The organism is Bifidobacterium magnum (assembly GCF_000741255.1).
Lineage (GTDB): Bacteria > Actinomycetota > Actinomycetes > Actinomycetales > Bifidobacteriaceae > Bifidobacterium > Bifidobacterium magnum.
Genome location: NZ_JGZB01000013.1, coordinates 43047 through 65268, shown reverse-complemented (window position 1 = coordinate 65268; position 22222 = coordinate 43047). Strand labels below are relative to the sequence as shown.

Annotated in this window: 22 protein-coding genes and 1 pseudogene; 4 read left to right on the top strand and 19 right to left on the bottom strand. The window is 62.0% G+C overall.

Going from position 1 to position 22222, the window contains the following annotated elements:
• Positions 1 to 5 precede the first annotated feature (5 nt).
• Both BMAGN_RS07755 and hemW read right to left on the bottom strand, forming a co-directional pair.
• Positions 6 to 845, bottom strand: coding sequence for an aldo/keto reductase (locus tag BMAGN_RS07755; protein WP_022859503.1), 840 nt, complete (start codon positions 843 to 845; stop codon positions 6 to 8).
• A gap of 86 nt (positions 846 to 931) precedes the next feature.
• A pseudogene (gene hemW / locus BMAGN_RS07750) lies at positions 932 to 2173 on the bottom strand (radical SAM family heme chaperone HemW).
• A gap of 149 nt (positions 2174 to 2322) precedes the next feature.
• Between hemW and BMAGN_RS07745 the strand changes: the two are divergent.
• A complete protein-coding gene (locus BMAGN_RS07745; RefSeq protein WP_022859505.1) occupies positions 2323 to 3291 on the top strand; it encodes a 3-hydroxyacyl-CoA dehydrogenase family protein in 969 nt (322 codons plus the stop codon).
• Between the two features lie 78 nt (positions 3292 to 3369).
• Here BMAGN_RS07745 and rpsT read toward each other — a convergent pair whose 3' ends face one another.
• Positions 3370 to 3630, bottom strand: a complete 261-nt coding sequence (rpsT, locus tag BMAGN_RS07740) for a 30S ribosomal protein S20 (protein ID WP_022859506.1) — start codon at positions 3628 to 3630, stop codon at positions 3370 to 3372.
• A gap of 183 nt (positions 3631 to 3813) precedes the next feature.
• Between rpsT and lepA the strand changes: the two genes are divergently transcribed.
• Positions 3814 to 5691, top strand: coding sequence for a translation elongation factor 4 (gene lepA, locus BMAGN_RS07735; protein WP_022859507.1), 1878 nt, complete (start codon positions 3814 to 3816; stop codon positions 5689 to 5691).
• A 101-nt stretch (positions 5692 to 5792) separates the two neighbouring features.
• On the opposite strand, the gene BMAGN_RS07730 is transcribed toward lepA, so the two are convergent.
• From BMAGN_RS07730 to BMAGN_RS07700, 7 genes are all read right to left on the bottom strand, one after another.
• Positions 5793 to 6014, bottom strand: a complete 222-nt coding sequence (locus BMAGN_RS07730; protein ID WP_152593234.1) for a hypothetical protein — start codon at positions 6012 to 6014, stop codon at positions 5793 to 5795.
• Between the two features lie 82 nt (positions 6015 to 6096).
• Positions 6097 to 6528: a hypothetical protein gene (locus BMAGN_RS08390; RefSeq protein ID WP_026501944.1), complete on the bottom strand. Its 432-nt coding sequence runs from the start codon at positions 6526 to 6528 to the stop codon at positions 6097 to 6099.
• Between the two features lie 60 nt (positions 6529 to 6588).
• Positions 6589 to 6933, bottom strand: a complete 345-nt coding sequence (locus BMAGN_RS07720) for an ASCH domain-containing protein (RefSeq protein ID WP_238548786.1) — start codon at positions 6931 to 6933, stop codon at positions 6589 to 6591.
• Between the two features lie 205 nt (positions 6934 to 7138).
• Positions 7139 to 7948 (bottom strand): trimeric intracellular cation channel family protein, encoded by an 810-nt coding sequence (locus BMAGN_RS07715; protein WP_022859511.1) that lies wholly within the window; start codon positions 7946 to 7948, stop codon positions 7139 to 7141.
• Positions 7949 to 8088: 140 nt separating this feature from the next.
• A complete protein-coding gene (locus BMAGN_RS07710) occupies positions 8089 to 9207 on the bottom strand; it encodes a branched-chain amino acid aminotransferase (protein WP_022859512.1) in 1119 nt (372 codons plus the stop codon).
• A 256-nt stretch (positions 9208 to 9463) separates the two neighbouring features.
• Complete coding sequence (locus BMAGN_RS07705; protein ID WP_022859513.1) at positions 9464 to 10066, bottom strand: 50S ribosomal protein L25/general stress protein Ctc; 603 nt, start codon at positions 10064 to 10066, stop codon at positions 9464 to 9466.
• A 176-nt stretch (positions 10067 to 10242) separates the two neighbouring features.
• Complete coding sequence (locus BMAGN_RS07700) at positions 10243 to 10515, bottom strand: hypothetical protein (protein WP_022859514.1); 273 nt, start codon at positions 10513 to 10515, stop codon at positions 10243 to 10245.
• Between BMAGN_RS07700 and BMAGN_RS07695 the strand changes: the two genes are divergently transcribed.
• A complete protein-coding gene (locus tag BMAGN_RS07695; protein WP_022859515.1) occupies positions 10514 to 11398 on the top strand; it encodes an alpha/beta hydrolase in 885 nt (294 codons plus the stop codon). The genes BMAGN_RS07700 and BMAGN_RS07695 overlap by 2 nt on opposite strands.
• A 128-nt stretch (positions 11399 to 11526) precedes the next feature.
• Here the strand turns inward: BMAGN_RS07695 and BMAGN_RS07690 are convergent, their stop codons facing one another.
• The 3 genes from BMAGN_RS07690 to BMAGN_RS07680 are packed head-to-tail and all read right to left on the bottom strand — an operon-like array spanning position 11527 to position 14385.
• Positions 11527 to 12936 (bottom strand): NAD(P)(+) transhydrogenase (Re/Si-specific) subunit beta, encoded by a 1410-nt coding sequence (locus BMAGN_RS07690; RefSeq protein WP_022859516.1) that lies wholly within the window; start codon positions 12934 to 12936, stop codon positions 11527 to 11529.
• Complete coding sequence (locus BMAGN_RS07685) at positions 12937 to 13242, bottom strand: NAD(P) transhydrogenase subunit alpha part 2 (protein WP_022859517.1); 306 nt, start codon at positions 13240 to 13242, stop codon at positions 12937 to 12939. It abuts the gene before it with no gap.
• 3 nt (positions 13243 to 13245) lie between these two features.
• Complete coding sequence (locus BMAGN_RS07680) at positions 13246 to 14385, bottom strand: NAD(P) transhydrogenase subunit alpha (RefSeq protein ID WP_022859518.1); 1140 nt, start codon at positions 14383 to 14385, stop codon at positions 13246 to 13248.
• Positions 14386 to 14702: 317 nt separating this feature from the next.
• On the opposite strand from BMAGN_RS07680, the gene BMAGN_RS07675 reads away from it, so the two are divergent.
• Positions 14703 to 16757: an AMP-dependent synthetase/ligase gene (locus tag BMAGN_RS07675; RefSeq protein ID WP_022859519.1), complete on the top strand. Its 2055-nt coding sequence runs from the start codon at positions 14703 to 14705 to the stop codon at positions 16755 to 16757.
• Positions 16758 to 16876: 119 nt separating this feature from the next.
• Here BMAGN_RS07675 and era read toward each other — a convergent pair whose 3' ends face one another.
• From era to BMAGN_RS07645, 6 genes are all read right to left on the bottom strand, one after another.
• A complete protein-coding gene (gene era, locus BMAGN_RS07670) occupies positions 16877 to 17854 on the bottom strand; it encodes a GTPase Era (protein WP_022859520.1) in 978 nt (325 codons plus the stop codon).
• Positions 17847 to 19244 carry a hemolysin family protein gene (locus BMAGN_RS07665; protein ID WP_022859521.1) on the bottom strand — a complete coding sequence of 466 codons (1398 nt, stop codon included), beginning with the start codon at positions 19242 to 19244 and terminating at the stop codon, positions 17847 to 17849. The genes era and BMAGN_RS07665 overlap by 8 nt, the downstream gene beginning before the upstream one ends.
• A gap of 42 nt (positions 19245 to 19286) precedes the next feature.
• Positions 19287 to 19835, bottom strand: coding sequence for an rRNA maturation RNase YbeY (ybeY, locus tag BMAGN_RS07660; RefSeq protein WP_022859522.1), 549 nt, complete (start codon positions 19833 to 19835; stop codon positions 19287 to 19289).
• On the bottom strand, positions 19832 to 20941 hold the full coding sequence (locus BMAGN_RS07655) for a PhoH family protein (RefSeq protein WP_022859523.1): 1110 nt from the start codon (positions 20939 to 20941) through the stop codon (positions 19832 to 19834). The genes ybeY and BMAGN_RS07655 overlap by 4 nt, the downstream gene beginning before the upstream one ends.
• 21 nt (positions 20942 to 20962) lie before the next feature.
• A complete protein-coding gene (locus BMAGN_RS07650) occupies positions 20963 to 21298 on the bottom strand; it encodes a histidine triad nucleotide-binding protein (protein WP_022859524.1) in 336 nt (111 codons plus the stop codon).
• 115 nt (positions 21299 to 21413) lie between these two features.
• Complete coding sequence (locus tag BMAGN_RS07645; protein WP_022859525.1) at positions 21414 to 22211, bottom strand: 16S rRNA (uracil(1498)-N(3))-methyltransferase; 798 nt, start codon at positions 22209 to 22211, stop codon at positions 21414 to 21416.
• Positions 22212 to 22222: the final 11 nt, after the last annotated feature.

Here is a 22222-nt window from a genome sequence, read left to right as displayed (position 1 = left end):
AAGCGTTAAAAGTCCACTTCGTCCGGATGGTTGCCCGAGAAGCCGAACGGTTCCATCGAGTCGATCGCGTCCATGTCCGCCTGGGAGATGTCGAAGTCGAACACGTCGAGGTTGGCGGCGATGCGCGCGGGCGTGACCGACTTGGGCAGCGGCAGCGCGTCGTGCTGCAGGCACCAGCGGATGCACAGCTGCGCCACGGACTTGCCATACTTGGCGGCGATCTTTTCCAGGCGCGGGTCGTTCAGGACGCGTCCGCTGCCCAGCGGGCTCCACGCTTCGACTTGGATGTGGTGCGCGTTGCAGAATTCCACGGTTTGCGGCCAGGTGACGCCGGGATGGAATTCGATCTGGTCGACCATGGGCGGGATTTCGGTGTCCATAAGCGGGCCCAGATGCTTGGGCAGGAAGTTGCACACGCCGATGGCGCGCACCTTGCCCGTATGGTACAGCTCCGTCATGGCGCGCCACGTGTCGAGGTTGATGCGGTCGGCGTCTTCGCCGAACTGCTTGGCGTTGGCCGGCCAGTGCATCAGGTACAGGTCCACGTAGTCCACGCCCAGCTTGGCGCACGACTCCTCGAACGCGTTGAGCGTCGACTCGTAGCCGCGAGCCCCGTTCCACGCCTTGGTGGTCAGGAACAGTTCGCCGCGGTCCACGCCGCTTTCGCGCACGCCGCGGCCCACGCTTTCCTCATTGTCGTATGCGGCGGCCGTATCGATATGGCGGTAGCCGTCCTTGATCGCCTCTTTGACCGTGTCCACCGCGGTCGCCCCGTCGGGAGTCTGCCACGTGCCGAAGCCGACGGCCGGTACTTGCACGCCGTTGCGCAATACAAACGTTTCCATAAGATCCTTCACTTTCCTACGGCGTCTTGGCCGTTGGCAAGTATTCTAACGGATCGCGCCCGGTTACGCCCGTGTAAGACAAGCAGCTACACGTATTGCATGAGGCGCGTGATGATCGTGTCGTTCAGGAGCCTGCCGCGCAAGGTGGGCACGGCGCGCTCCCCTTCCATCCGGATCAGGCCTTCCTTTTCCAGTTCGCTCCACGCGCTTTCCGGAATGGCGCCGGCGAGCGCCGTGGTGTCGAATCCGTCGCGCAGGCGCAGTCCCAGCAGGAGTTCCTCTTCTCCGGCTTCGGTCGGGTTGATCGTTTCGCTGTCTTGCCAGGGGACGCGGCCCAGTTCCATGGCTTGCGCCCACCGTTTGGGGTGCGCGATTTCCCAGGACCGCACTGCGGCGGTTGTGGTGTCGCCTGCCGGTTCGACGGGCTCCCCCCGGCGTCGCGCCCGTGGCGCGGAATCCGTCGGTGTGTGGTGTCCCGGCTGGTGCGAGCGCGGCGTTGTAGTGGGAGTGCGCGCCCGGGCCGATGCCGGCCCAGTCCACGTTGCGCCAGTAGCCGAGATTGTGGCGCGATTCATGCCCGGCCGGGCCCAGTTGCTCACTTCATACCATTGGAATCCCGCTTCGGACAGGAGCCGGTCGGCGATCTCGTATTTGGCGGCCTCGTCATCGTCGTCGGGCTTGGGCAGCGTTCCCGCGGCGATCTTGCGTCCCATTTTCGTTTCCGGTTCGACGGTGAGCGCGTACGCGGACACGTGGTTGACGCCCAGGCCTATGGCCGTGCGCACGGAGGTGGTCCAGTCCTCGAGGCTTTCCCCGGGCGCCCCGTAGATCAGGTCGACGCTGGAGCGCAACCCGTGCCGGTCGGCGGCGCGCACGCCGGCTTCCACGTTGGACGGCGTGTGCGTGCGATCCAGCGTGCGCAAGACATGGGGCACGGCCGACTGCATGCCGAACGAGATGCGCGTGAAGCCCGCGTCGGCCAGTTCGGCCACGTACGCGTCGTCCAAGGTGTCGGGGTTGGCTTCCGTGGTGATTTCCGCCCCGGGAGCGACTCCCCACGTGTCGCGGACGGCTTGGAGCATGCGCGCCAGGTCGCTTGCGGGCAGCAGCGTCGGCGTTCCTCCCCCGAAAAAGACGCTTGAGGCGGCCGGCTCGTGCACGCCGTGCGCCTCCTGCCAGGCGCGCGTAAGGCACATGTCGCGGATAGCGAGGTTCGCGTAGTTGGTGCGCGACGCCCCGCCGCCGAGGTCCGTGGCCGTGTACGTGTTGAAATCGCAGTAGCCGCACCGGCGCATGCAAAATGGCACATGGACATACACTTCGAACAATTGGGCGCCTCCCGATCCGTCGTTTCGCTCGTTCTACCGTAACATCCGCGCCGAAGCTTGCGGATGGTGGCGTTTTTGCGCGCGCCCGGCCCGGGACGCGTAGAATGCGAACCACAATCGCGTCATTCTGGTTGCAAAGGAGCAATATTATGGCCTATTCGTTGGAAAACATCACGCATGTCGCCAATATCGGGGCCGGCACCATGGGACACGCCATCGCCCTCCAGTTCGCAATGCACGGCTACGAGGTGGCGCTGGTGGAAACGGGCTCGCTCGACCTTCGCGAAGCGATGGACCGCACACGCGCCGAGGCGCGCGAACTGGCCGAACACGGCCTGCTGCCCGGCGGCGACGTGGAGGGGACGCTTGCGCGCATCCATCCCACCTACGATTTGCGCCAAGGCGTGGAGGACGCGGATTTCATCATCGAATCCATTGTCGAGAACCTCCAGGTGAAGAAAACCGTCTGGGCGCATATCGAACAGCACGCCAAGGCGGACGCCATTTTCGCCACAAACACGTCGGGCCTGTCCCCCACGGCCATCCAGCAGGCCCTTGAGAGGCCCGAGCGGTTCGTGGTGGCGCATTTCTGGAATCCCGCCCAGCTCATGCCGCTGGTGGAAGTGGTGCCCGGGGAGGCCACGGACCCGGCGGTGGCGGAAACCACCACGCGCCTGATGGCGGCGATCGGCAAGAAGCCCGCGCAGCTGGCGCGCGAAGCGTACGGGTTTGTGGGCAACCGCCTGCAGTGCGCGCTGTTGCGCGAGGCCACGAACATCGTGCGCGAAGGAATCGCCGACGCGCAAACGGTCGACACCGTCATGGAAAACAGCCTGGGGTTGCGCTGGAGCATCCTTGGGCCGCTGGCCAGCGCCGACCTGGGAGGCCTCGACGTGTTCTTCAACGTTTCGCAATATTTGAACGCGGCGATTTCGGCGAACACGGGCACCGACCCGCTGCTCGCGGACATGGTGGAGCGCGGCGACCTGGGGCGCAAGAAGGGACACGGATTCTACGATTGGACGGGCCCCGAGGGCGAGCGGCGCGTCGCCATGCGCGACCAAAAGCTCATGGAGGCCATGGAGGCGCGCAAGGCGGACGGCGAAGACGAAGACTAGGCCGCGCCCCATACAAGAAAAACCCTTGGCCCGTCGGGACATCCCGGCGTTCCAAGGGTTTTCAACAAATTATATTGATCACATCGCGTTGATCTTCAGAGCCAGTCCGGACTTGCGGTTCGCGGCCTGGTTCTTGTGGATAACGCCCTTGCTGGCAGCCTTGTCGAGCAGACGGGCAGCGACCTGGTACTTCTCCTGGGCCAGAGCCTTATCGCCAGCTTCGATAGCTTCACGGGTGTGACGCACCGCGGTCTTCAGCGCGGACTTCACTGCAACGTTGCGCATATGTGCCTTTGCGTTGGTCAGCACGCGCTTCTTCTGCGACTTGATGTTTGCCACTATGTATTCTCCAAACGACTGTTCACTTTAGGACATACAGCGAAAGATGTTAGCATAGTGCGCGGATAAATTACCGGAGTATTCCTCGCGCCGCACGATGGCGTGCCGCGACCGGCCCGCGGCCCCGTTTGCCAAGAGTGGCGGCTAGAATCGTCGCGGTACCAAGCGTTTAGAGGAGGATGCGTGAGCAAGCAGCACAATCAGCCCGGATACACCGACCAGTCGCTGATTCGCAACTTTTGTATTATCGCCCATATCGACCACGGCAAATCGACCGTGGCGGACCGTATTTTGCAGCTGAGCGGCATTGTGCCCGAACGCGAGATGCGCGACCGTTTCCTCGACCGCATGGACATCGAGCAGGAACGCGGCATCACGATCAAGTCCCAGGCCGTGCGCGTGCCGTGGACGTTCGACGGCATCGAATACACGCTCGGCATGATCGACACCCCGGGACACGTGGATTTCACCTACGAGGTGTCGCGCGCGCTGGCCGCCTGCGAGGGCGCGGTGCTGCTCGTGGACGCCACGCAGGGCATCGAGGCGCAGACGCTAAGCAACCTGTACATGGCCATCGACCATGATCTCGAAATCATTCCGGTGCTCAACAAAATCGACTTGCCGAGCGCCGAACCGGACAAGCACGCCGAGGAAATCGCGGGCCTGATCGGATGCGACCCGTCCGACGTGCTGCGCGTGTCCGGAAAGACGGGCGAAGGCGTGACCGAGCTGCTCGACCGCATCGTCACCGACATTCCCGCGCCGCACGGCGACCCGGACGCGGACGCGCGCGCCCTGATTTTCGACTCCGTCTATGACTCCTACCGCGGCATCGTCACGTACATCCGTATGGTCGACGGCGAACTCAAGAGCCGTGAGAAGCTGGAAATGATGGGTATCGGCATGCAGCACGACCCGATCGAAATCGGCGTGATCTTCCCCGACATGATGCCCACGAAGGCGCTGGGAGCGGGCGAGGTCGGCTATGTGATCACGGGCGCCAAGGACGTGAGCCAGTCCAAGGTGGGCGACACGATCACGTCGGCCGCACACCCGGCCTCGGAGGCGCTGCCCGGCTACCGCGATCCGCAGCCCATGGTGTACGCGGGCCTGTTCCCCATCGACAACGCGCAGTTCCCGGAATTGCGCGACGCGCTCGACAAGCTCAAGCTCAACGACGCGGCCCTGATCTACGAGCCGGAAACCTCCGTGGCATTGGGATTCGGATTCCGCTGCGGCTTCCTGGGACTGCTGCACATGGAAATCGTCTCCGAACGACTCGAACGCGAGTTCGGCCTCGACCTGATCTCCACGGCCCCGAACGTGCCGTATGAAGTGACGAGCGAGGACGGTTCCGTGCACCGCGTCACGAACCCGAGCGAATTCCCGGAAGGCAAGATCAAGAAAATCGTGGAGCCGATGGTCGCGGCCGACATCATCACGCCCAAGGAGTTCATCGGCGCGGTCATGGACTTGTGCCAAGACCACCGCGGCGTGATGGGCACGATGGAATACATTTCCACCGAACGCGTGGAAATGCACTACCGCATCCCACTGGCGGAAATCGTGTTCGACTTCTTCGACCAGCTCAAGAGCCGTACAAAGGGCTACGCGTCCCTCGACTACCATGAGGACGGCGAACAGGCCGCCGACCTCGTCAAGGTCGACATCCTCATCCAGGGCGAGAAGGTAGACGCGTTCTCCGCCATCGTGCACCGCGACAAGGCGTACAGCTACGGCGTGATGATGACGAAGAAGCTGCGCGAGCTCATCCCGCGCCAGCAGTTCGAAATCCCGATCCAGGCGGCCATCGGCTCACGCATCATCGCGCGCGAGAACATCCGCGCCCTGCGCAAGGACGTGCTCGCCAAATGCTATGGCGGCGACATCACGCGAAAGCGCAAGCTGCTCGAAAAGCAGAAGGCCGGCAAGAAGCGCATGAAGATGCTCGGCCACGTGGAAGTCCCGCAAGAGGCGTTCATCGCCGCGCTGTCCACGGGAGAGGCGACTGACAAGGACACGAAGGACAAGATCCGCGCCGCCCAGAAAAGCGAACGCTGAACACAATATCGGGAGCAACGCTTTTTCAAGCTTTGCTCCCGTATCTATATTTACTTGCTATCGAGCCGCGGCTTACAATCCGTAATTGGCAGTTGGCGACCTCAGCACCAGATGATCGGATTGCCGGTCACAACGGACGCTTCCAACAGTTTTCGCAACCGTTGCGCGGGATAGTATTCCAGACAGCCGGGCGCAGGCTCAAAAGTTACGACAAAATGCTGTTCTTGCGAAGAACCCGTATGAGCAATATTCGCCAACTCATCATCACTGATGCCGATAGGATCATAGATGGTGATGCTCTGCCCGGTCACGTTGTCGTACAAGGACCCTTTCGGACCACATTCCCACATGCATAGTTCCGCATAGTCCATCGGGACGGCCGGCCCCCAGATGCATTGTGTGAAATCATTGGAGCGGATATTCGGCATCGAAGATGTCAAGGTCGGACAAGGCGGACGAGGCCATACGCGCAGGAAAAATTCCGCCGTTGCCATCAGGGAACATCTGCGCAAGCGTTTGGAAACGGTCCGTGCCGCCCATCTGGGCAATCAATGAGCGGAAATGCGCCACACCGGCCCAATTGGAAATCCATTCGCTGCAATATTCCATATCCTCATGCGTGCACCCATGCGCCCGCCATTCCTCTATGGCGTCCTCAAGCATGCCAAACCGTTTGCGGAAGACATCGTGGGAATCGGATTCTTGCCACGCTTGATCAATACGACGACTAGAAATCCATCCATCAGTGTCGCAATAAATGTCGTCCCATCCGGTGGGAGGTGTGCTGGCGGTATGGTCTCTCCAGCAATTGCATTGCACTACGCCGTCAAGTCCCATGGAAAACCATCTCGCTTTCGCGAGCTCAATCCGTCCTGCATTCCGCCGCGAGATGCTCCGTCACTGCGGAATGCTCAAGCACGACAAGCGTATCATCGGTAATTGCAAAGTCGGGGTCCCGACATTCCTGACGGTATTCCGAGGAGTCCCAGAAATCTTCATGGCGCTTGCGCAATCTAAGACCGTAACGTCACCCTCGCCTTCGTCAATGGCCTGACGGTCGCCGATGTCTCCCAGCCGGACGACTTCCACGTCGGTGGTGGACAGTATCGCCACATCCTGATCGTTTGAATCGACCAGTATGCTTCGTGCGCCGATTTTCGGCAGCAGTTCGCCTTCATCCAGATATTCCTGCAACAGTGTGGCGGTCGCCGTTTTTGTGCCGTTAAGAATCAGTCCGACCAATGCGTCCCGCAGGGGGGGGGCCGGGAAACCCGAATTCCGCTTTCGGAAGCTGATTTGGCGAAGTGCTGGTGGCAATGGTGTCCATGAGAATCATCATACCGGCATATGGCGCATATATAAGGAAGCCCGGAACGCGACCCCCATCGCGTTCCGGGCTTCCTGTTTCTTCTCTCGGCGGCGCCGCACATGGCGGCACGTCTTTTTGTTACTGCTTGCCAGCGTCCTGTGCGCTTCCCGCGTTTTGCGCCGCAGAGCTGGAATCGCCGGCACGCGCGTCCACCTTCTCTTCAAGCTTTTCGCCGTCCAGTCGCGCACGGTGCACCACGTGGCGCACAAACCGGCCCGAGGGCAGGTGCGCGCGCGTACGCTGCACAGCGCCCGGCACCTGGATGTCGAATTTGACGGACGCCAGACGCAGCAGGACCACAAGTACCACGATGGCCACGTCTAGGATGAATTCCATTTGGAACGTGATGTGTTTTTGCTGTTCCATCTGCCAGACCACGACGGTGAGGATGGATCCGACCACGGCGGGCACGATATACCAGTGGCGGTCCTTGATCACCTGCGGCACCTCGTTGAGCAGGATGTCGCGGATCAGGCCGCCGCCCATGGCCGTGAAGGTTCCCAGGAACACGGCCGTCATGCCCGACGTGTTGTACATGAGGGCCTTGCTCGTGCCGTTGACGGCGAACAGTGCCAGTGCGAGCGCGTCGAGCGTGAGCATCGTCCATTTGAGCTTGTGCACTTCGGGGTGGATCACCGCGACGATCAGTCCCGACACCAGAGCCGTGAGCACGAATCCGATATTCGACACGCCCACGGGCGGCAACGCCCCCAGAAACACGTCGCGGATCATGCCGCCGCCCAAGGCCGTCAGCCAGGACGTGATCACGATGGTCAACAGGTCGAACTGTTTGCGGATGGCCGCCATTCCCCCGCCGATACCGCAGAAGAACACGGCCAGGTATTCGATCAATTGGAAGAATGGGCTGGTCTGAAGAGCAATCCCCATGTCCCCGCCTTTCCGACGATTCGTATGCAATGAACCCAACCTTGGAAAGTATAGGGAACCGTGCCAACTGATCGCGCCCACAATGAAACGGTCCCGGAACCAACCGGCCCGGAACCGTTGCGATTACTGACGACGCGCGGTCAGTTCACACGCCACATCCAGTCGTGCGGATCCTCGATCTCGCCCATCTGGATGCCCAGCAGCTTGTTGCGCAGCGCCATGGTCAGCTTGCCCGGCGCCCCGTCCCCCACGGTCACGTCGAAGTCTTCCGACTTGAAGCGGCCGATCGGCGTGACGATGGCGGCGGTGCCGCACGCGAACACTTCGGTCACCTCGCCCGAGGCGATCTGTTCGAGCAGCTCGTCAAGCACGATCATCGTCTCCACCACGTCGCGACCCTCGTCGCGCATGAGCTGGATGAGCGAACGGCGCGTGACGCCCGGCAGGATGTTGCCCGTCAGGCTCGGCGTTTCCACATGGCCGTCGCGGTGGACGACCATCATGTTCATGCCGCCGAGCTCCTCCAGGTACGTCTTGGTGGCGGCGTCCACGAAGCACACCTGCTCACACCCCTGTTCCACGCCGCGGTACTCACCCACCAGCGACGCCGCGTAGTTGCCGCCGCACTTGGCGAATCCCGTGCCTCCTGGGCCTGTGCGGAAGTACGTGGTCTCCACCCAGATGCTCACGGGCTTGATCTCGCCCGGGAAGTACGGGCCCGACGGGGAGGCGATCACACAATAGTCCACCTTGTTCGGTGCGCGCACGCCTAGGAAAGATTCGGAGGCGAACATGAACGGGCGCAAGTACAGCGTGTATTCGCGTCGTCCCGGAACCCACTGGATGTCCTGCTGGACAAGGGCCGCCACCGAGCCGAGGAAGTCGTCGATGGGCAGCACGGGCAGGTACAGGCGGCGCGCGGAATCTTGGAAACGCTGCGCGTTCGCGTCGGGGCGGAACAGCCATGTGGAACCGTCGGCATGGCGGTAGGCCTTCAACCCTTCGAAAATTTCCTGCGCATAATGGAGCACCGAGGCGCCCGGATCCAGCTGCAGCGGCGCATACGGTTCAATGCGGCGGTCCGACCATCCCCCTTCCTTGTGCCATGTCATACGTGCCATGTTGTCGGAAAACACTTCGCCGAACGCCGGCTTGTCGATCAGTTCGGCACGCTTGGCGTCACTCGCCGGGGAGGGATTGTCGAGAACGGTGAATTGCGCGGCCAGCGCGTCGAGCGCGGCGGGATCATGATGAGTCATACGCGGATCTCCTTGTTGCCACATGCCTTTACACCGCATCACTGTCCCACACGTGTTCGCATCGCAAAAGACGATGACCACATCGCGGACAATTTTTTGGTCATCCGGTGGCACGCCTGTTATCTTCCTTCTCCCGTACTCTTATCTTTCTTCTTCCGCCTCTTATCTTCTTTTCTCGCACCGCATGGTCGGGGAACATATGAAAAAAGGGACCCGCCACAGGGCGGATCCCTCCAATACGATCGTCAGGCGCGAATCACTCAGCCTCAGGCTCAGCAGCTGGAGCAGCAGCTTCTTCTGCTTCAACCGTAGCATCTTCCGGAACCGTGACGGAAACAACCGGTTCTTCCAGATCCGTAGCGTCGAGTTGTACGCCTTCTGGCATGACCAGATCCTTAAGCAGGACGCGATCGCCATCGGTCAGGCCGTCCACGGACACTTCAAGGCGCTCAGGCAGGTTGGCGACATCGGCGCGAACCTTGATCTCCTGCATATCGACGAATGCGATAGCAGCACCCTTCGGGGTACCTGTAACGAACACTGGCACCTCGACGTCAATCTTTTCGCCGGCCTTGACTTCGTAGAAGTCCACGTGCTCCACGATGCGCTTGACCGGGTTGGTCTGCACGTCCTTGACAACAGCCGTCTTGGACTGGCCGTCGAACTTCAGCGTGATCAGCGCGTTCGTGTGACGCAGAGCCAGCGTGGTTTCCTTCATCGGCAGCTTCAGGTACGTCGGCTGGTCGCCGCCCGCGTACACGGTTGCCGGAATTTCCTTGGCCACGCGCATGCGGCGAGCCGGACCCTTACCGAACTGCGTGCGCAGTTCGCCTTCAAGAACAATAGCCTTGTTAGCCATAATATTTTTCTCCTTGTCTATGTGCATTTTGACGCTTCATCGAGCCAAAAGACGCCCACGCAAGGAGCGAATTTTCGCGCCGAGTCGATAACGGAGCATACGCTCCCTCGCCAAAGCAACTTTTTCACCATACCGTAGGCCCCGAACAACACGCCGCCGCGACATGTTCGCCAATATTATTGCTGCAAGAGAAGACGGTGCGCGGCAATGAAAAACGGGAACAATGGAACCATAGGCAATACATCCAACAGAAAGCGGACCATCATGACCACACAGCACCGCGCCTGACGTCCCACCGCAGGCGGCATCCTCAAGAAAACGGCGATCACGCTCGGGGCTTGCGCCGGCGCGTACGCGCTCGCCTCGGCCTTCGCCTTCCAGTTCACCATCGACACCAAATCCCCCGTCTCCGTATTCGCCATGAGGAACAGCGGACGGTTCAAAAGCATGGAGACGCCAAGCGACTTCACTACGGAAGCCGCCGCATGGTTCCAAAACCAGAAGCAGGCCGTCTACACGGACGCGCCCGAAGGCGGCATGCTGCACGCCTGGAAGTTCGAGCCGTTCGATTCCACGCCGCGCCCGCACCAATACGTCCTGTGCACCCACGGCTACATGGGCAACCCCACGGAAATGCAGCCATGGGCCTACCACTTCGCGATGCGCGGGTTCACAATCCTTGTCCCCTCCCTGAGCGGCGACGGCCTGCATAAGGGACGCTACACGGGCATGACGCGCACTGAAAGCATCGACACGGTCGCGTGGATCAACTACATCGTCAAGCAGGACCCGCAAGCGCAAATCCTGCTCGACGGCACCTCGATGGGCGGATCCACCGTCATCCTCGCTGCCGGAGACAATCCCATGCCGAGCAACGTCAAGGCCATCCTGTGCGACAGCGCGTTCGACTCCCCTTATGAGGAAATGATCGGATCCACCGAGCGCAACACGCACCTGCCGCGACCTCTTGCCAAGGCGCTTGTCGCCGGCGTGGACGTGATCAACCGCATGGTGCAGGGATTCTCGTTCAAGGACATTTCCACCATGGACGCCGTGGGCCGCATCACGCTGCCGATCCTGTTCCTGCAGGGCGCGGACGACAAGGTCGTGCCCAAGGATTCCATCAAGCACTTGTATGAGGCGTGCCCGTCCACGGACAAGCACGAACTCGTGATCCCCGGCGCGGCCCACGTGTTCGAAGTGCTCACCGAGCCGCAGCGCTACTGGACCACGGTGGACACCTTCGTCGACAACCACTTCCCGGCCCCCGAAGCGGCGAAGCCTGCGCAAAAGCAACAGCCGGCAAAGAAGCAACCGGCCAACAAGAAGTAAAGAAGTGCCGAATAAGCGGCAGCGCCCCGGCGGCGCTCGCCGCACCAGACATATGAAAATATAAGAAGGGGCGGGATGGACACCTGACGTGCCATCCCGCCCCTTTTTGGCTTTATTACCTCTTGATCTTAGGCCAGCAGCTCCTTGACTGCGGCGATCACCGACTGCAAGCTGTTCTTCGCGTCGCCAAACAGCATCTGCGTGTTCGGCTCGAAGTACAGCTCGTTCTCGATGCCCGCGTAGCCCTTGCCGCGGCCGCGCTTCATGACGACCACGTTCTGGGCCTTGTCCACGTCGAGGATCGGCATGCCCGAGACGGGAGTGCCCTCGCGCCGGGCCGCCGGGTTCGTCACGTCGTTGGCGCCCACCACAAGCGCCACGTTCGCGGACGGGAACTGCGGATTGACGTCGTCGAGGTCCACGAGCTCGTCATACGGCACGTTCGCTTCGGCCAGCAGCACGTTCATGTGGCCAGGCATGCGGCCGGCCACGGGATGGATCGCGTACTCGACTTCCACGCCGTGCTCCTTGAGCAGCTCGCCAAGGTCGGCCAGTTCACGCTGCGCCTGCGCTTGCGCCAAGCCGAAGCCCGGCACGAAGATGACCTTGTCGGCGTACACGAGCTGTACGGCCAAATCGTCGGGTGAGGTTTCCTTCATGGTGCCCTGCGGGCCTTCCCCTGCGCTCGCGGCGGAGGCGTCGGAGCCGAAGCCTCCCGACAGCACGCTCATCAGCGGGCGGTTCATGGCCTTGCTCATGAGCACGGAAAGCGTCACGCCGGCCGCGCCCACGAGGGCGCCGGCCACAATCAGGGCCACATTGTCAATGGCCAGGCCGCTCATGGCCACGGCCGTACCCGTGCAGGCGTTGAGCACCGAAATGACCACGGGCATGTCCGCGCCGCCGATGGGGATCACGAACACCAGGCCGTAGCACAGGGCGAACACGGTGGTGAGCACCGACCACAGCAGGCGCTGGCCCGGGAACACGCACAGCATCACGAGCGAGGCCACCATAAGCAGCGCGAACAGGATGTTCCATACGCTTTTGCCCGGAAGCGAGAGCTTCTTGACCCAGCGGATGCCTTGCAGTTTGCCCGCGGCGATCAGCGAGCCCGTGAATGTGACCGAGCCGATCAGCACGCCCAGGCCCGCGGTGATCAGCACCACGAGGTTCGGCGTCTCCTGCGCAAGAATATCGTTCAACGCCACCAGCGCGGCTGCGCCGCCGCCCACCGTGTTGAACACGGACACGAGCTGCGGCATGTCGGTCATCTTCACCTTTTTGGCGGACACGACGCCCGCGAGCGCGCCGATGGCAATGCCGGCGATGAGCACGACGACGGCCACGACGGAAACGAATCCTTCAACGAACAGTTTGATGAACGCCATGGCCACGGCGATGACCATGCCCACCGCGGAGATCGTGTTGCCGCGACGTGCGGTTTTCGGCGAGTTCATGCAGTGCAGGCCCATGACGAACAGCACGGCCGACACGAGGTACACGAACCACGACACGATGTCGATTGTTGTTGCCATTTACTTGCCGTCCTTTCCGTTGGCCTTCTTGTCGCTTTTGAACATTTCCAGCATGCGGTCGGTGACCACGTAGCCGCCCACCACGTTCATGGTGCCCAGCACTGCGGCGAGGAAGATGAATACGTAGGACAGGACGGAATGGGCTTCCGCGGCCACAATGACCACGCCCACGATCACGATGCCGTGGATCGAATTGGCGCCGCTCATCAGCGGGGTGTGGAGCGTGGCGGGCACTTTGCCGATCACCTCGATGCCGATGAGCAGGGCGAGGATGAACAGGGTTATGGACACTACCAGATCTGGCATGGGTCATTCTCCTTTCGCTTCATTGCCGGGGGCGGTCACCACCATGGCCTGGTCGATCTGGTCGCCGGCGTCGACTTGCAAGCGGTTGTCGCGGATGAAATGGACGAGCACGTCAGCCACGTTGCGCGCCAGCAGGTTGGACGCGGTGGTGGCCACTTCGCTGGCCAGATACGGCGCGCCGATAAGCGTGACGCCGTTGTCCGTGACCGTGGAGCCAACCGTGGATCCTTCCACGTTGCCGCCCAGGTCGCTGGCCGCGCAGTCCACGATCACGCTGCCGCGATGCAGGCCGTTCACGCCCGCGCGCGTCAGCAGCACGGGAGGCTTGCGTCCGGGAACCTTGGCCGTGGTGATGATGATGTCGAATCCGGCCGCTTTCGCGTCCACGGCGGCCTGCTGGGCCGCCTGCTCCTCCGGCGTCAGAGCGCGCGCATAGCCGCCTTCGCCCTGGCCGGCCGAGAAATCGAGGCCAAGATCGAGGAATTTGGCGCCCAGCGACTCGACTTCCTCCTTCGAGGCGGGGCGCACGTCATAGGCCGTGACGACGGCACCGAGGCGCTTGGCCGTGCCGATGGCCTGCAATCCCGCGATGCCGGCGCCCAGTACGAGCACCTTAGCCGGGCGGATCGTGCCCGCCGCGGTGGTCATCATCGGCAGGAACGACCCGTACGCGTTGGCTGCCACGAGTACCGACTTGTAGCCCATCACCGAGTTTTGCGACGTCATCTCGTCCATGGATTGCGCCGAGGAAAGCTGGCGCGGCAGACGTTCCATGGCCACGGCCACAAGCCCCGCCTTTTCCAGCTGTTCTACATACTGTTCATCGGTGAACGATCCGAGCATGCCGATAACCCACAAGCCCGGACGCATGGCCTGTACGAGCGCGGCGTCGGGCCTGTCCACGAACCCGAACGCGTGCGAGCGCGCGAGCACGTCCTCTTTTGTGCCGACTTCGGCGCCGGCCGCGGCATACGCCTCGTCCGGATAGTCGGCGCGCAGGCCCGCACCATGTTCTACGAGGCAGCGCACACCGGACTTGTTCAAGCGTGTCACCATGTCAGGCGTCAGCGCAACGCGGGCCTCGTCGCTCGACGTCTCATTGAACACTCCGAAAATAATGTCCGTTTTCGGTAGTTCAGTCATACTTAACCTTTCCATTAATGGTCCAGCCGCCGTGCATTTATGCGCACTATTGCATAAACGCATGGCGATACGCCGCCAAGTCTAACGGACAGCGGCGTTTCACGCCTAGCTATTCCATTTTTTCTTTACGAAAAAGAACATGCGCGGCCCGCGGAATTTTTCGTAGCATGGTGTTGTAGTTCAGCGGAATACCACCATTTATCTTACGCAACCGTAATATGCGTGCATCGGCATGCGTCGTTACGATTGCCCCTGTAACTGTTATTTGTTCGCGCGCGAGCGCCTATAAGGGGACTTCATCGGCAAGGAGCTAACACGTGTCCGCTTTCCATTCATTAAAGAACATTGCGTCCAAGACCACGCAAAAGATTTTGAACCTCCGCGGAGATTTCACCCATCCGGTCACCGACGATACGCCGGACATTCCCGACTACATGGACCAGGACTCGATGCCCCAGCATCGCAATTATGAGGATCTGCCCCACGTGGACTATTGGGGACCGGATCGTCCGACCACCACGTTCATCGACGCGGACTCGAACCTGCTGACGGCCAGCACGCAGGGCAACGAACCGATGCCCGACGACTTCAACGTGTACGACCTGTATGCGGACCGCGCGCACCGCATGGCCGACGAGCCGCTGTACACGTACCGCAAGAACGGCGAGTGGATCACCAAGACGGGCCAGGAGGTGCTTGACGACATCCGCGCCACCGCCAAGGGCCTCATGCACCGCGGCATCCAGAAGGGTGACGGCGTCTCCTTCATGTGCCACACGTGCTACGAGTGGGACGTGTTCGACGCGGCAGTGCTGTCCATCGGCGGCGTGCTCGCCACGATTTACGACACCGATTCGGCCGAACAGATCCGCGACATTTCCAACAACTCCGACGCGAAGCTGCTCGCCGTGGAGACCAAGGACATGTACAAGAAGACGCCGCTGGCCGTCAAGGAATGCCCCAAGCTCAAGCACGTGCTGTGCTTCGAGACGGGCGGCCTCGACGAGCTCAAGGCTTACGGCAAGGTCGTCAGCGACGAGGAGCTCGACAAGCGCATCGCCTCCATCAGGAAGACCGACCTCGCTTCCATCGTGTACACCTCGGGTTCCACCGCGGCCCCCAAGGGCGTGGAGATGACGCACGAGGATTACGGCATCACGGCCGTCAACCTCCCGGCGTTCATGCCCAAGCTCATGATGGACAAGCGCCACCGCGTGCTGCTGTTCCTCCCCCAGGCCCACACGTTCGCCCGCGCCATCAACTACATTTGCGTGGCGTCCGAAATCCACATTTACATCGCCCGCGGCATCAAGACGCTCACGAGCGACTTGCAGGTGGCGCGCCCGCACACCACGATCGTGGTGCCGCGTGTGCTCGAAAAGATTTACAACGCCGCTTCCCAGAAGGCCGGCAACGGCCCCAAGGGCATGGTGTTCGCCGCGTCCGTGGTCGCCGCCCAGAAGTATATGGACGAGATCAGCGCCAAGGGCAAGCCGAGCGCCTTCGCCACGGCCCGCCGCAACATGTTTGACCCGCTCGTGTACTCGCAGATCCGCGAAGTCCTCGGCGGCCACGCCCAGTGGATCGTCACGGGCGGCGCCCCGATCGACCCGGAGCTCATGAGCTTCTTCCGCGGCGCCGGCATCCCCGTCTACGAGGGCTACGGCCTGACGGAAACGACCGCCCCGTGCGCGTTCAACCCGCTGACCGTCCCCTACCACGAGGGTTCTGTCGGCATCCCGTTCCCGGGCTTCGAGCTGCGCATTTCCGAAGACAACGAGATCCAGGTGCGCGGCAAGGCCGTCTTCCACGGCTACCACAAGAACCCGGAGCAGACCAAGGAAGCGTTCACCGAGGACGGCTGGTACAAGACGGGTGATCTCGGACGTCTTGACGCCGACGGATTCCTGTATATCATCGGCCGCAAGAAGGACCTCATCATCACCGCAGGCGGCAAGAACGTCTCCCCCGGCCCGATGGAGGAAGTCATCAAGCGTTGCCCGCTCGTGTCCCAGGCCCTCGTGCTCGGCGACAAGCGCCCGTTCATTTCCGCCCTGATCACGCTTGATCCGGACGCGATCCGTTCCTGGCTGCTGTCCAAGGGCCTTGACGGGGACATGCCGATGGAGGAAGTGTGCAACAACGCCGCCGTGCGCGCCGAAGTCCAGAAGTATGTGGACGAGGCGAACGAGGGCGTGTCCCGTGCAGAATCCGTGCGCAAGTTCATCCTGCTGCCCGAGGAGTTCTCCCAGGAGAACGGCATGATGACCGCTTCCATGAAGGTCATCCGCCCGAAGGTCATCAAGCATTACCAGAACCTGCTGAACACGCAGATGTACACGAAGCGCACCGCGCCGAAGAACAATCAGTGACATGTGGGCCGGCTTATGGCCGGCCCGTCACCCATGGATAACAGTTGAGGGGGCCGTTCCGCAAGGATCGGTCCCCTCATTTCGTTGTGTTGTGCGTTAAGTCGCCGGCGCGCAGTCCGTTAGAATCCGAGGCGTTCCAGCTTCTTCGGATCCGACTGCCAGCTCTTGGCCACCTTCACGTGCATGTTGAGCTGCGCCTTCTGGCCCACGAGGCGGTTCACCGCGGTACGCAGCTTCTTCTTGACGTGCACCAGATGCTCGGCCTTGTGGCCGATAATAATCGGCTTTTGCGAATCGCGTTCCACATACAGCGACACCATCACCTGCGCCTTGCCGTCGTACGGGCGTCCCGTTTCCGGATCCACGGGATATTCGATCGAATCGACGACCACGGCCAGCGAGTGCGGCAGTTCGTCGTCAAGTTCCTCGAGGAACGCGCCGCGGATAAGTTCCGCGATCGTCTCCTCGGGCCGCTCTTCCGTGATCTGCTCGGTCGGATACATTTGCGGGCCTTCGGGAAGGTTTTCGATGAGCACATCGCGCACGGTGTCGAGATTGTCGTCTTCCAGCGCGCTGACGGGCACGATGTCGGTGAAGTTGGCGAACTGGTCGATTTCGATAAGTTTCTCGATGAGTTCCTGACGGCCGAGCATGTCGATTTTCGTGACGATGGCGATCAGCGGAATCTTCCACGTGAACGTGCCGTCGTCGTGCTTGATGCCGAAATCGGAACGCAGACGGCTCAGGATGCGCTTGTCGCCCGGACCGATTTCCTGGTCGGCGGGCAGCAGGAACGCCACCACGTCACTGTCGGCCAGGGATTCGTCCACCACGTCGTTCAGGCGCTGGCCCAGCAGCGTGCGCGGACGGTGGATGCCGGGGGTGTCCACGAGCACCATTTGCGCGTTGTCGGTGGTGAGGATGCCGCGGATGGCCTTACGCGTCGTTTCCGGGCGCGAGGACATGATCGCCACCTGCGTGCCGATCAGCCCGTTGATCAGCGTGGACTTGCCCACGTTCGGACGGCCCACCACTGCCACGAAACCGGACCGGTACTCGTCATGGATGTCGTGCGTGCTCTGCTCTGGTTCACTCATCTTCTTCGTCTTTCTGTTCCGTGCCGTCCCCGGCCGGTTGTTTCTGCTGCTTGCCAGTTTCCTCGTTGCTCTCGACGGGCACACGTTCCACCACGATCGTGGAGACTTTCTTGCGCCGTCCGGCGGAATCCACGGCTGTAAGTTTCAACCCGTGCGTCACGGCGCTGGAACCCACGATCGGCACGCGGCCCAAAATCTTGGTCAGCAGGCCGTAGACGGTGTCCACGTCGTCTTCCTCAATGTTGAGCGCGAAAATTTCCTCGAGGTCCGCGATGGGCGTGCGCGCGGGCATGCTCCACGAACCGTCCTCCAGCTGCTCGGGCTCCTCGTGCTGCTTGCGGTCGTGCTCGTCCTCGAGCTCGCCCACGATCTGTTCGATCGCGTCCTCGATGGTGACCATGCCCGCGATGCCGCCGTACTCGTCGACCACCATGGCCACATGGTGGCGTGTCACCTGCATTTCATGGAACAGGTCGTCCACGGGCTTCGACTCGGGCACAAGCATGGCGGTGCGCACGATGGACTGCACGCAACGGTCCAGGGCCTTGGGATTGTACGAGGTGGCGCGCACGGCGTCCTTGAGGTACGCAATGCCGACCAGGTCGTCCACGTCGGATCCGATGACGGGCACGCGCGAGAATCCCGAACGCGAGCACAGGCGCAGGAAGTCGCCCAATGTTTCCGTCTGCTCAATGCAGATCATGTCGGTGCGCGGCACCATGATTTCGCGCGTCAACGTGTCCGACAGCAGCATGATGCTGCGCAACATTTCGGACACTTCCGGATCGAACCGGTTGGTTTCGATCATGCGTTCCAGCGCGGCCTTGCCCTGGTCCTGCTGCAACTTTTCCAACGCCTCGTCGTCCGAAAGTTCGGCGCGCTTGTTCTGGTTGCGCTCCCCGCGCGCCACGGGCACCATATAAAAGGCCGTCATGGCGAGGGACACATGCTTGAGCAGGAATTCCAGCGGCTCCATGGAATGCGCGTCCCGCGGACGCACCACCATGCTGACAGCTGCCATGAGCAATGCGGCCACCAGGCCCGCGATCAGCGAACACCACCACGGGAAGGAGAACAGACCGGTAATGCATGCCACCAGCGCGCCGATGAGCACATTGCATGTGATGCGCATGAACGAGCATGCCGCCGACGCGGCATGCCGGTTCGCGAGCAGCCGCTGGACGCGGTGCATCCTGCCCACGAGCTTCATGCGGGAAAAATGCGACAGTTCCCCGTCGGTCTGCAAGTCGATCATGGCGTTGTTGACATTGGCGCGCGTCACGCGCACAATGGCGCCCTCAAGCCCGGCCATCAACATGGACACGGCCGCGAGCAGTACGGCGGCCACCGCCATGACAACACTTAGCGTAATGATCATCGTCTCGTCCATACCACGCCTCCGCCTATCGCGTCACCGTCCATACGTCCGCGTTCACTCTCCCAACAGGTTGCGGCCGGCGCCATGCTCGGCGTCCCACTGCTCCAGCGCGTTCGGCACGCCCTGCGGAGACGTGATAAGCCAGTTGTTGCCTTCCCTGACCGCGAAGAACGTGAGCAGCAGCTGGCGCTGCAGGCCGAACATCTGGCGCTCCTGGTCCGGGGAGCCGTGGTCGTAGCCCAACAAATGCAAAATGCCGTGGATCGTCAGCAGCATCATTTCCTCCATGGTGCCGTGGCCGGCGGCGAGCGCCTGCTGTTGGGCGACCCATGGGCAGATGACGATGTCGCCCAGCGTCCCTTCGGTCAGCGTGCGCTCGTCGCCCGGGCGCAGTTCGTCCATCGGGAAGCTCATGACGTCGGTGGGACCTTCGAGGTTCATCCAGCGCATGTGCAGCTGGGCGATCGGTTCGGGGTCGACGAACATGATGGTGAGGTCGGATTGCGTGCTGACGCGCATCTGGTCCATGACCCATAGTCCGAGATCGGAAAACACTTTGGGGTCGATGCTCCATTGTGTTTCGTTGATTACTTCCACGCTCATTGGTGCGTGTCCTTTCTGGTGTTGTGTCGACTATGGGTTTCTTGTTCGCGCGCGGCGTCGGCCTTGTCGTAGGCCTGGACGATGCGTCCGACGAGTTCGTGGCGCACGACGTCCGCGGATCCCAAGTGGATGAAGGCGATGTCGTCGATGCCGCCGAGGATGCGTTCAATGGAGCGCAGGCCGGAGCGCGGCACGTCGAGATCCACTTGGGTGCTGTCTCCCGTGACCACCATGGTCGTGTTGAATCCCAGTCGGGTGAGGAACATTTTCATTTGCTGTTCCGTGGTGTTCTGGGCTTCGTCGAGGATCACGAAGGCGTCGTTGAGCGTTCGCCCGCGCATGTAGGCCAGGGGCGCCACTTCGATGGTGCCGTCGGCCATGAGGCGGCGCAGCTGGTCGGTGCCGAGCATGTCGCCGAGCGCGTCGTACAGCGGACGCAGGTACGGGTCGACTTTGTCATTCAGGGTTCCGGGAAGGAATCCCAAACGTTCTCCCGCTTCCACGGCCGGTCGCGTGAGAATGATGCGCCGGATGCTGCCGCGTTCGAACGCCTGGACGGCCTGGGCCACGGCGAGATAGGTTTTGCCCGTGCCGGCAGGTCCGATGCCGAAGGTGATGGTGTGCGAGGCGATGGCGTTCACATATGCGGTTTGTCCCGCGGTTTTCGGCCGCACGGGGGCGCCGTTGGCGAAAGCGATGGTGCCGTACGCCTGCGGCTTGCGGTATTGCGCGTTTTCGTCGCGCTTGGTCGGCTGGACGCTGGCGGTGGCGCGGCGCAACGATTGGGCGCCGGCCCCGTGTCCGGGGACGCGCTGGCGTACGGGTTTGCGCAATACGCGCTGGTCGAGCATACGGCGCACCATGTCTTTGGTGATGGGCTCGTCGAACGCCATTTCGATCAGCGTTTCGAGCGTGTCCTGCGCCTCACTGGCCTGGTGTTCCCCTTCTTGCGTGGACGAGCGGATGACCACGGTGTTGCCGCGCACGCGCATGGTGAGCTCGTCGTAAGCGCTCTCGAGTTCTCGTAATACTTCGTCGTACGGTCCGAACACGGCGACCGGGTCAAGCTGGTCCGGGACTGTTACCGTTCGTGTTGTGGTAGCCACTGCACCTTCCTGCTATGTTGTCTATTCTTCGAGTGGTTCGCCCGTGAGCACGTGCGCGTGCACGTGGAACACGGTCTGTCCGGCGTCTTCGCCGGTGTTGAAAACGAGGCGGTAGGAGCCGTTGAATTCACGGTCCGCGATGCGCTGCGCCACTTTGACCATGTGGGCGAGCTGGTGCTCATCCTGCTTGGCGAGTTCGTCCACGTTGCGGTAATGGTCCCTCGGCACGATCAGCACATGCACTTTGGCCTGCGGGTTGATGTCCTTGAACGCGTAGGTGGTGGCGTCTTCATACACCTTTTCGCTCGGAATCTCGCAGTTGACGATCTTGCAAAACAGGCAATCCGGATCTTTCATATTTCCTCCATAACGGCTTGTTCCTATTGTGGTCCGCCCTGTGCGGGCGCTGGTTCGCTATTCTAGCGGCGCGCATGCGTGCGCGCACCCGTGCTAGGGCGATCAACAGGAATTCTTACAAAATTCTTCCCAACGTGCGCGAGAGCAGCGACAGCGCCACGGGGCCCGCGCTGGAGGCGCGCAAAATGTTGTGACCGAGCAGCGCCACTTGCGCCCCAGCTTCCTTGAACATTTCGATTTCCTGGTCGCCGATGCCGCCTTCGGGGCCCACCACCACGCTGATCGTGCGCGGCCGCTCGTCGCGTACGGCGCGGTTGAGCACTTTCTGCGCCTGCTGTTCAATGCCAGACCATGTGGCCGTCGCGTCCTGGTGCAGCACGACCATCAGGCCGCCCTCATCCGTGATCGTGCGGCACAGCGCGGCAAGCTGCTTGCTCGTATGGCAGTCTTCCAGCTGCGGTTCCCATGCGCGGCGCGACTGTTCCGTTGCGGCGTGCAGCACGGCCTGCCATTTGCGGTCCGTACGTCCGGCCTTCCAGCGGGCGATCGAACGGTCCGCCTGCCATGGCACCACGCTGTCGACGCCGATCTGCGTGGCTACGTCGATGGCCTGCTCATCATGGCCGTTTTTCGCAAGCGCCTGTACCAGTTGCAGGCGCACAAGCGGCAGGTCTTCCGTTTCGAACGACGTGACGCGCACTTCCCCGTTGTTCTCGTCGCACACCTGCGCGTGGATGCGCAGGCCCTTGCCGTTGGAGAGCTGCAATTCGTCGCCGTCACGCAACCGCATCGACTGCAGCGCGTGCCTGCGTACTGCGGGCGGCAACGTCAGGTGCCAGCCGATGTGGAGCCCGTCGCTATTCATGGGCGTATCGTCGTTGGTCTGGTCGATCAGGAACAAAGGGTTCGTCATAATGCTCAAGG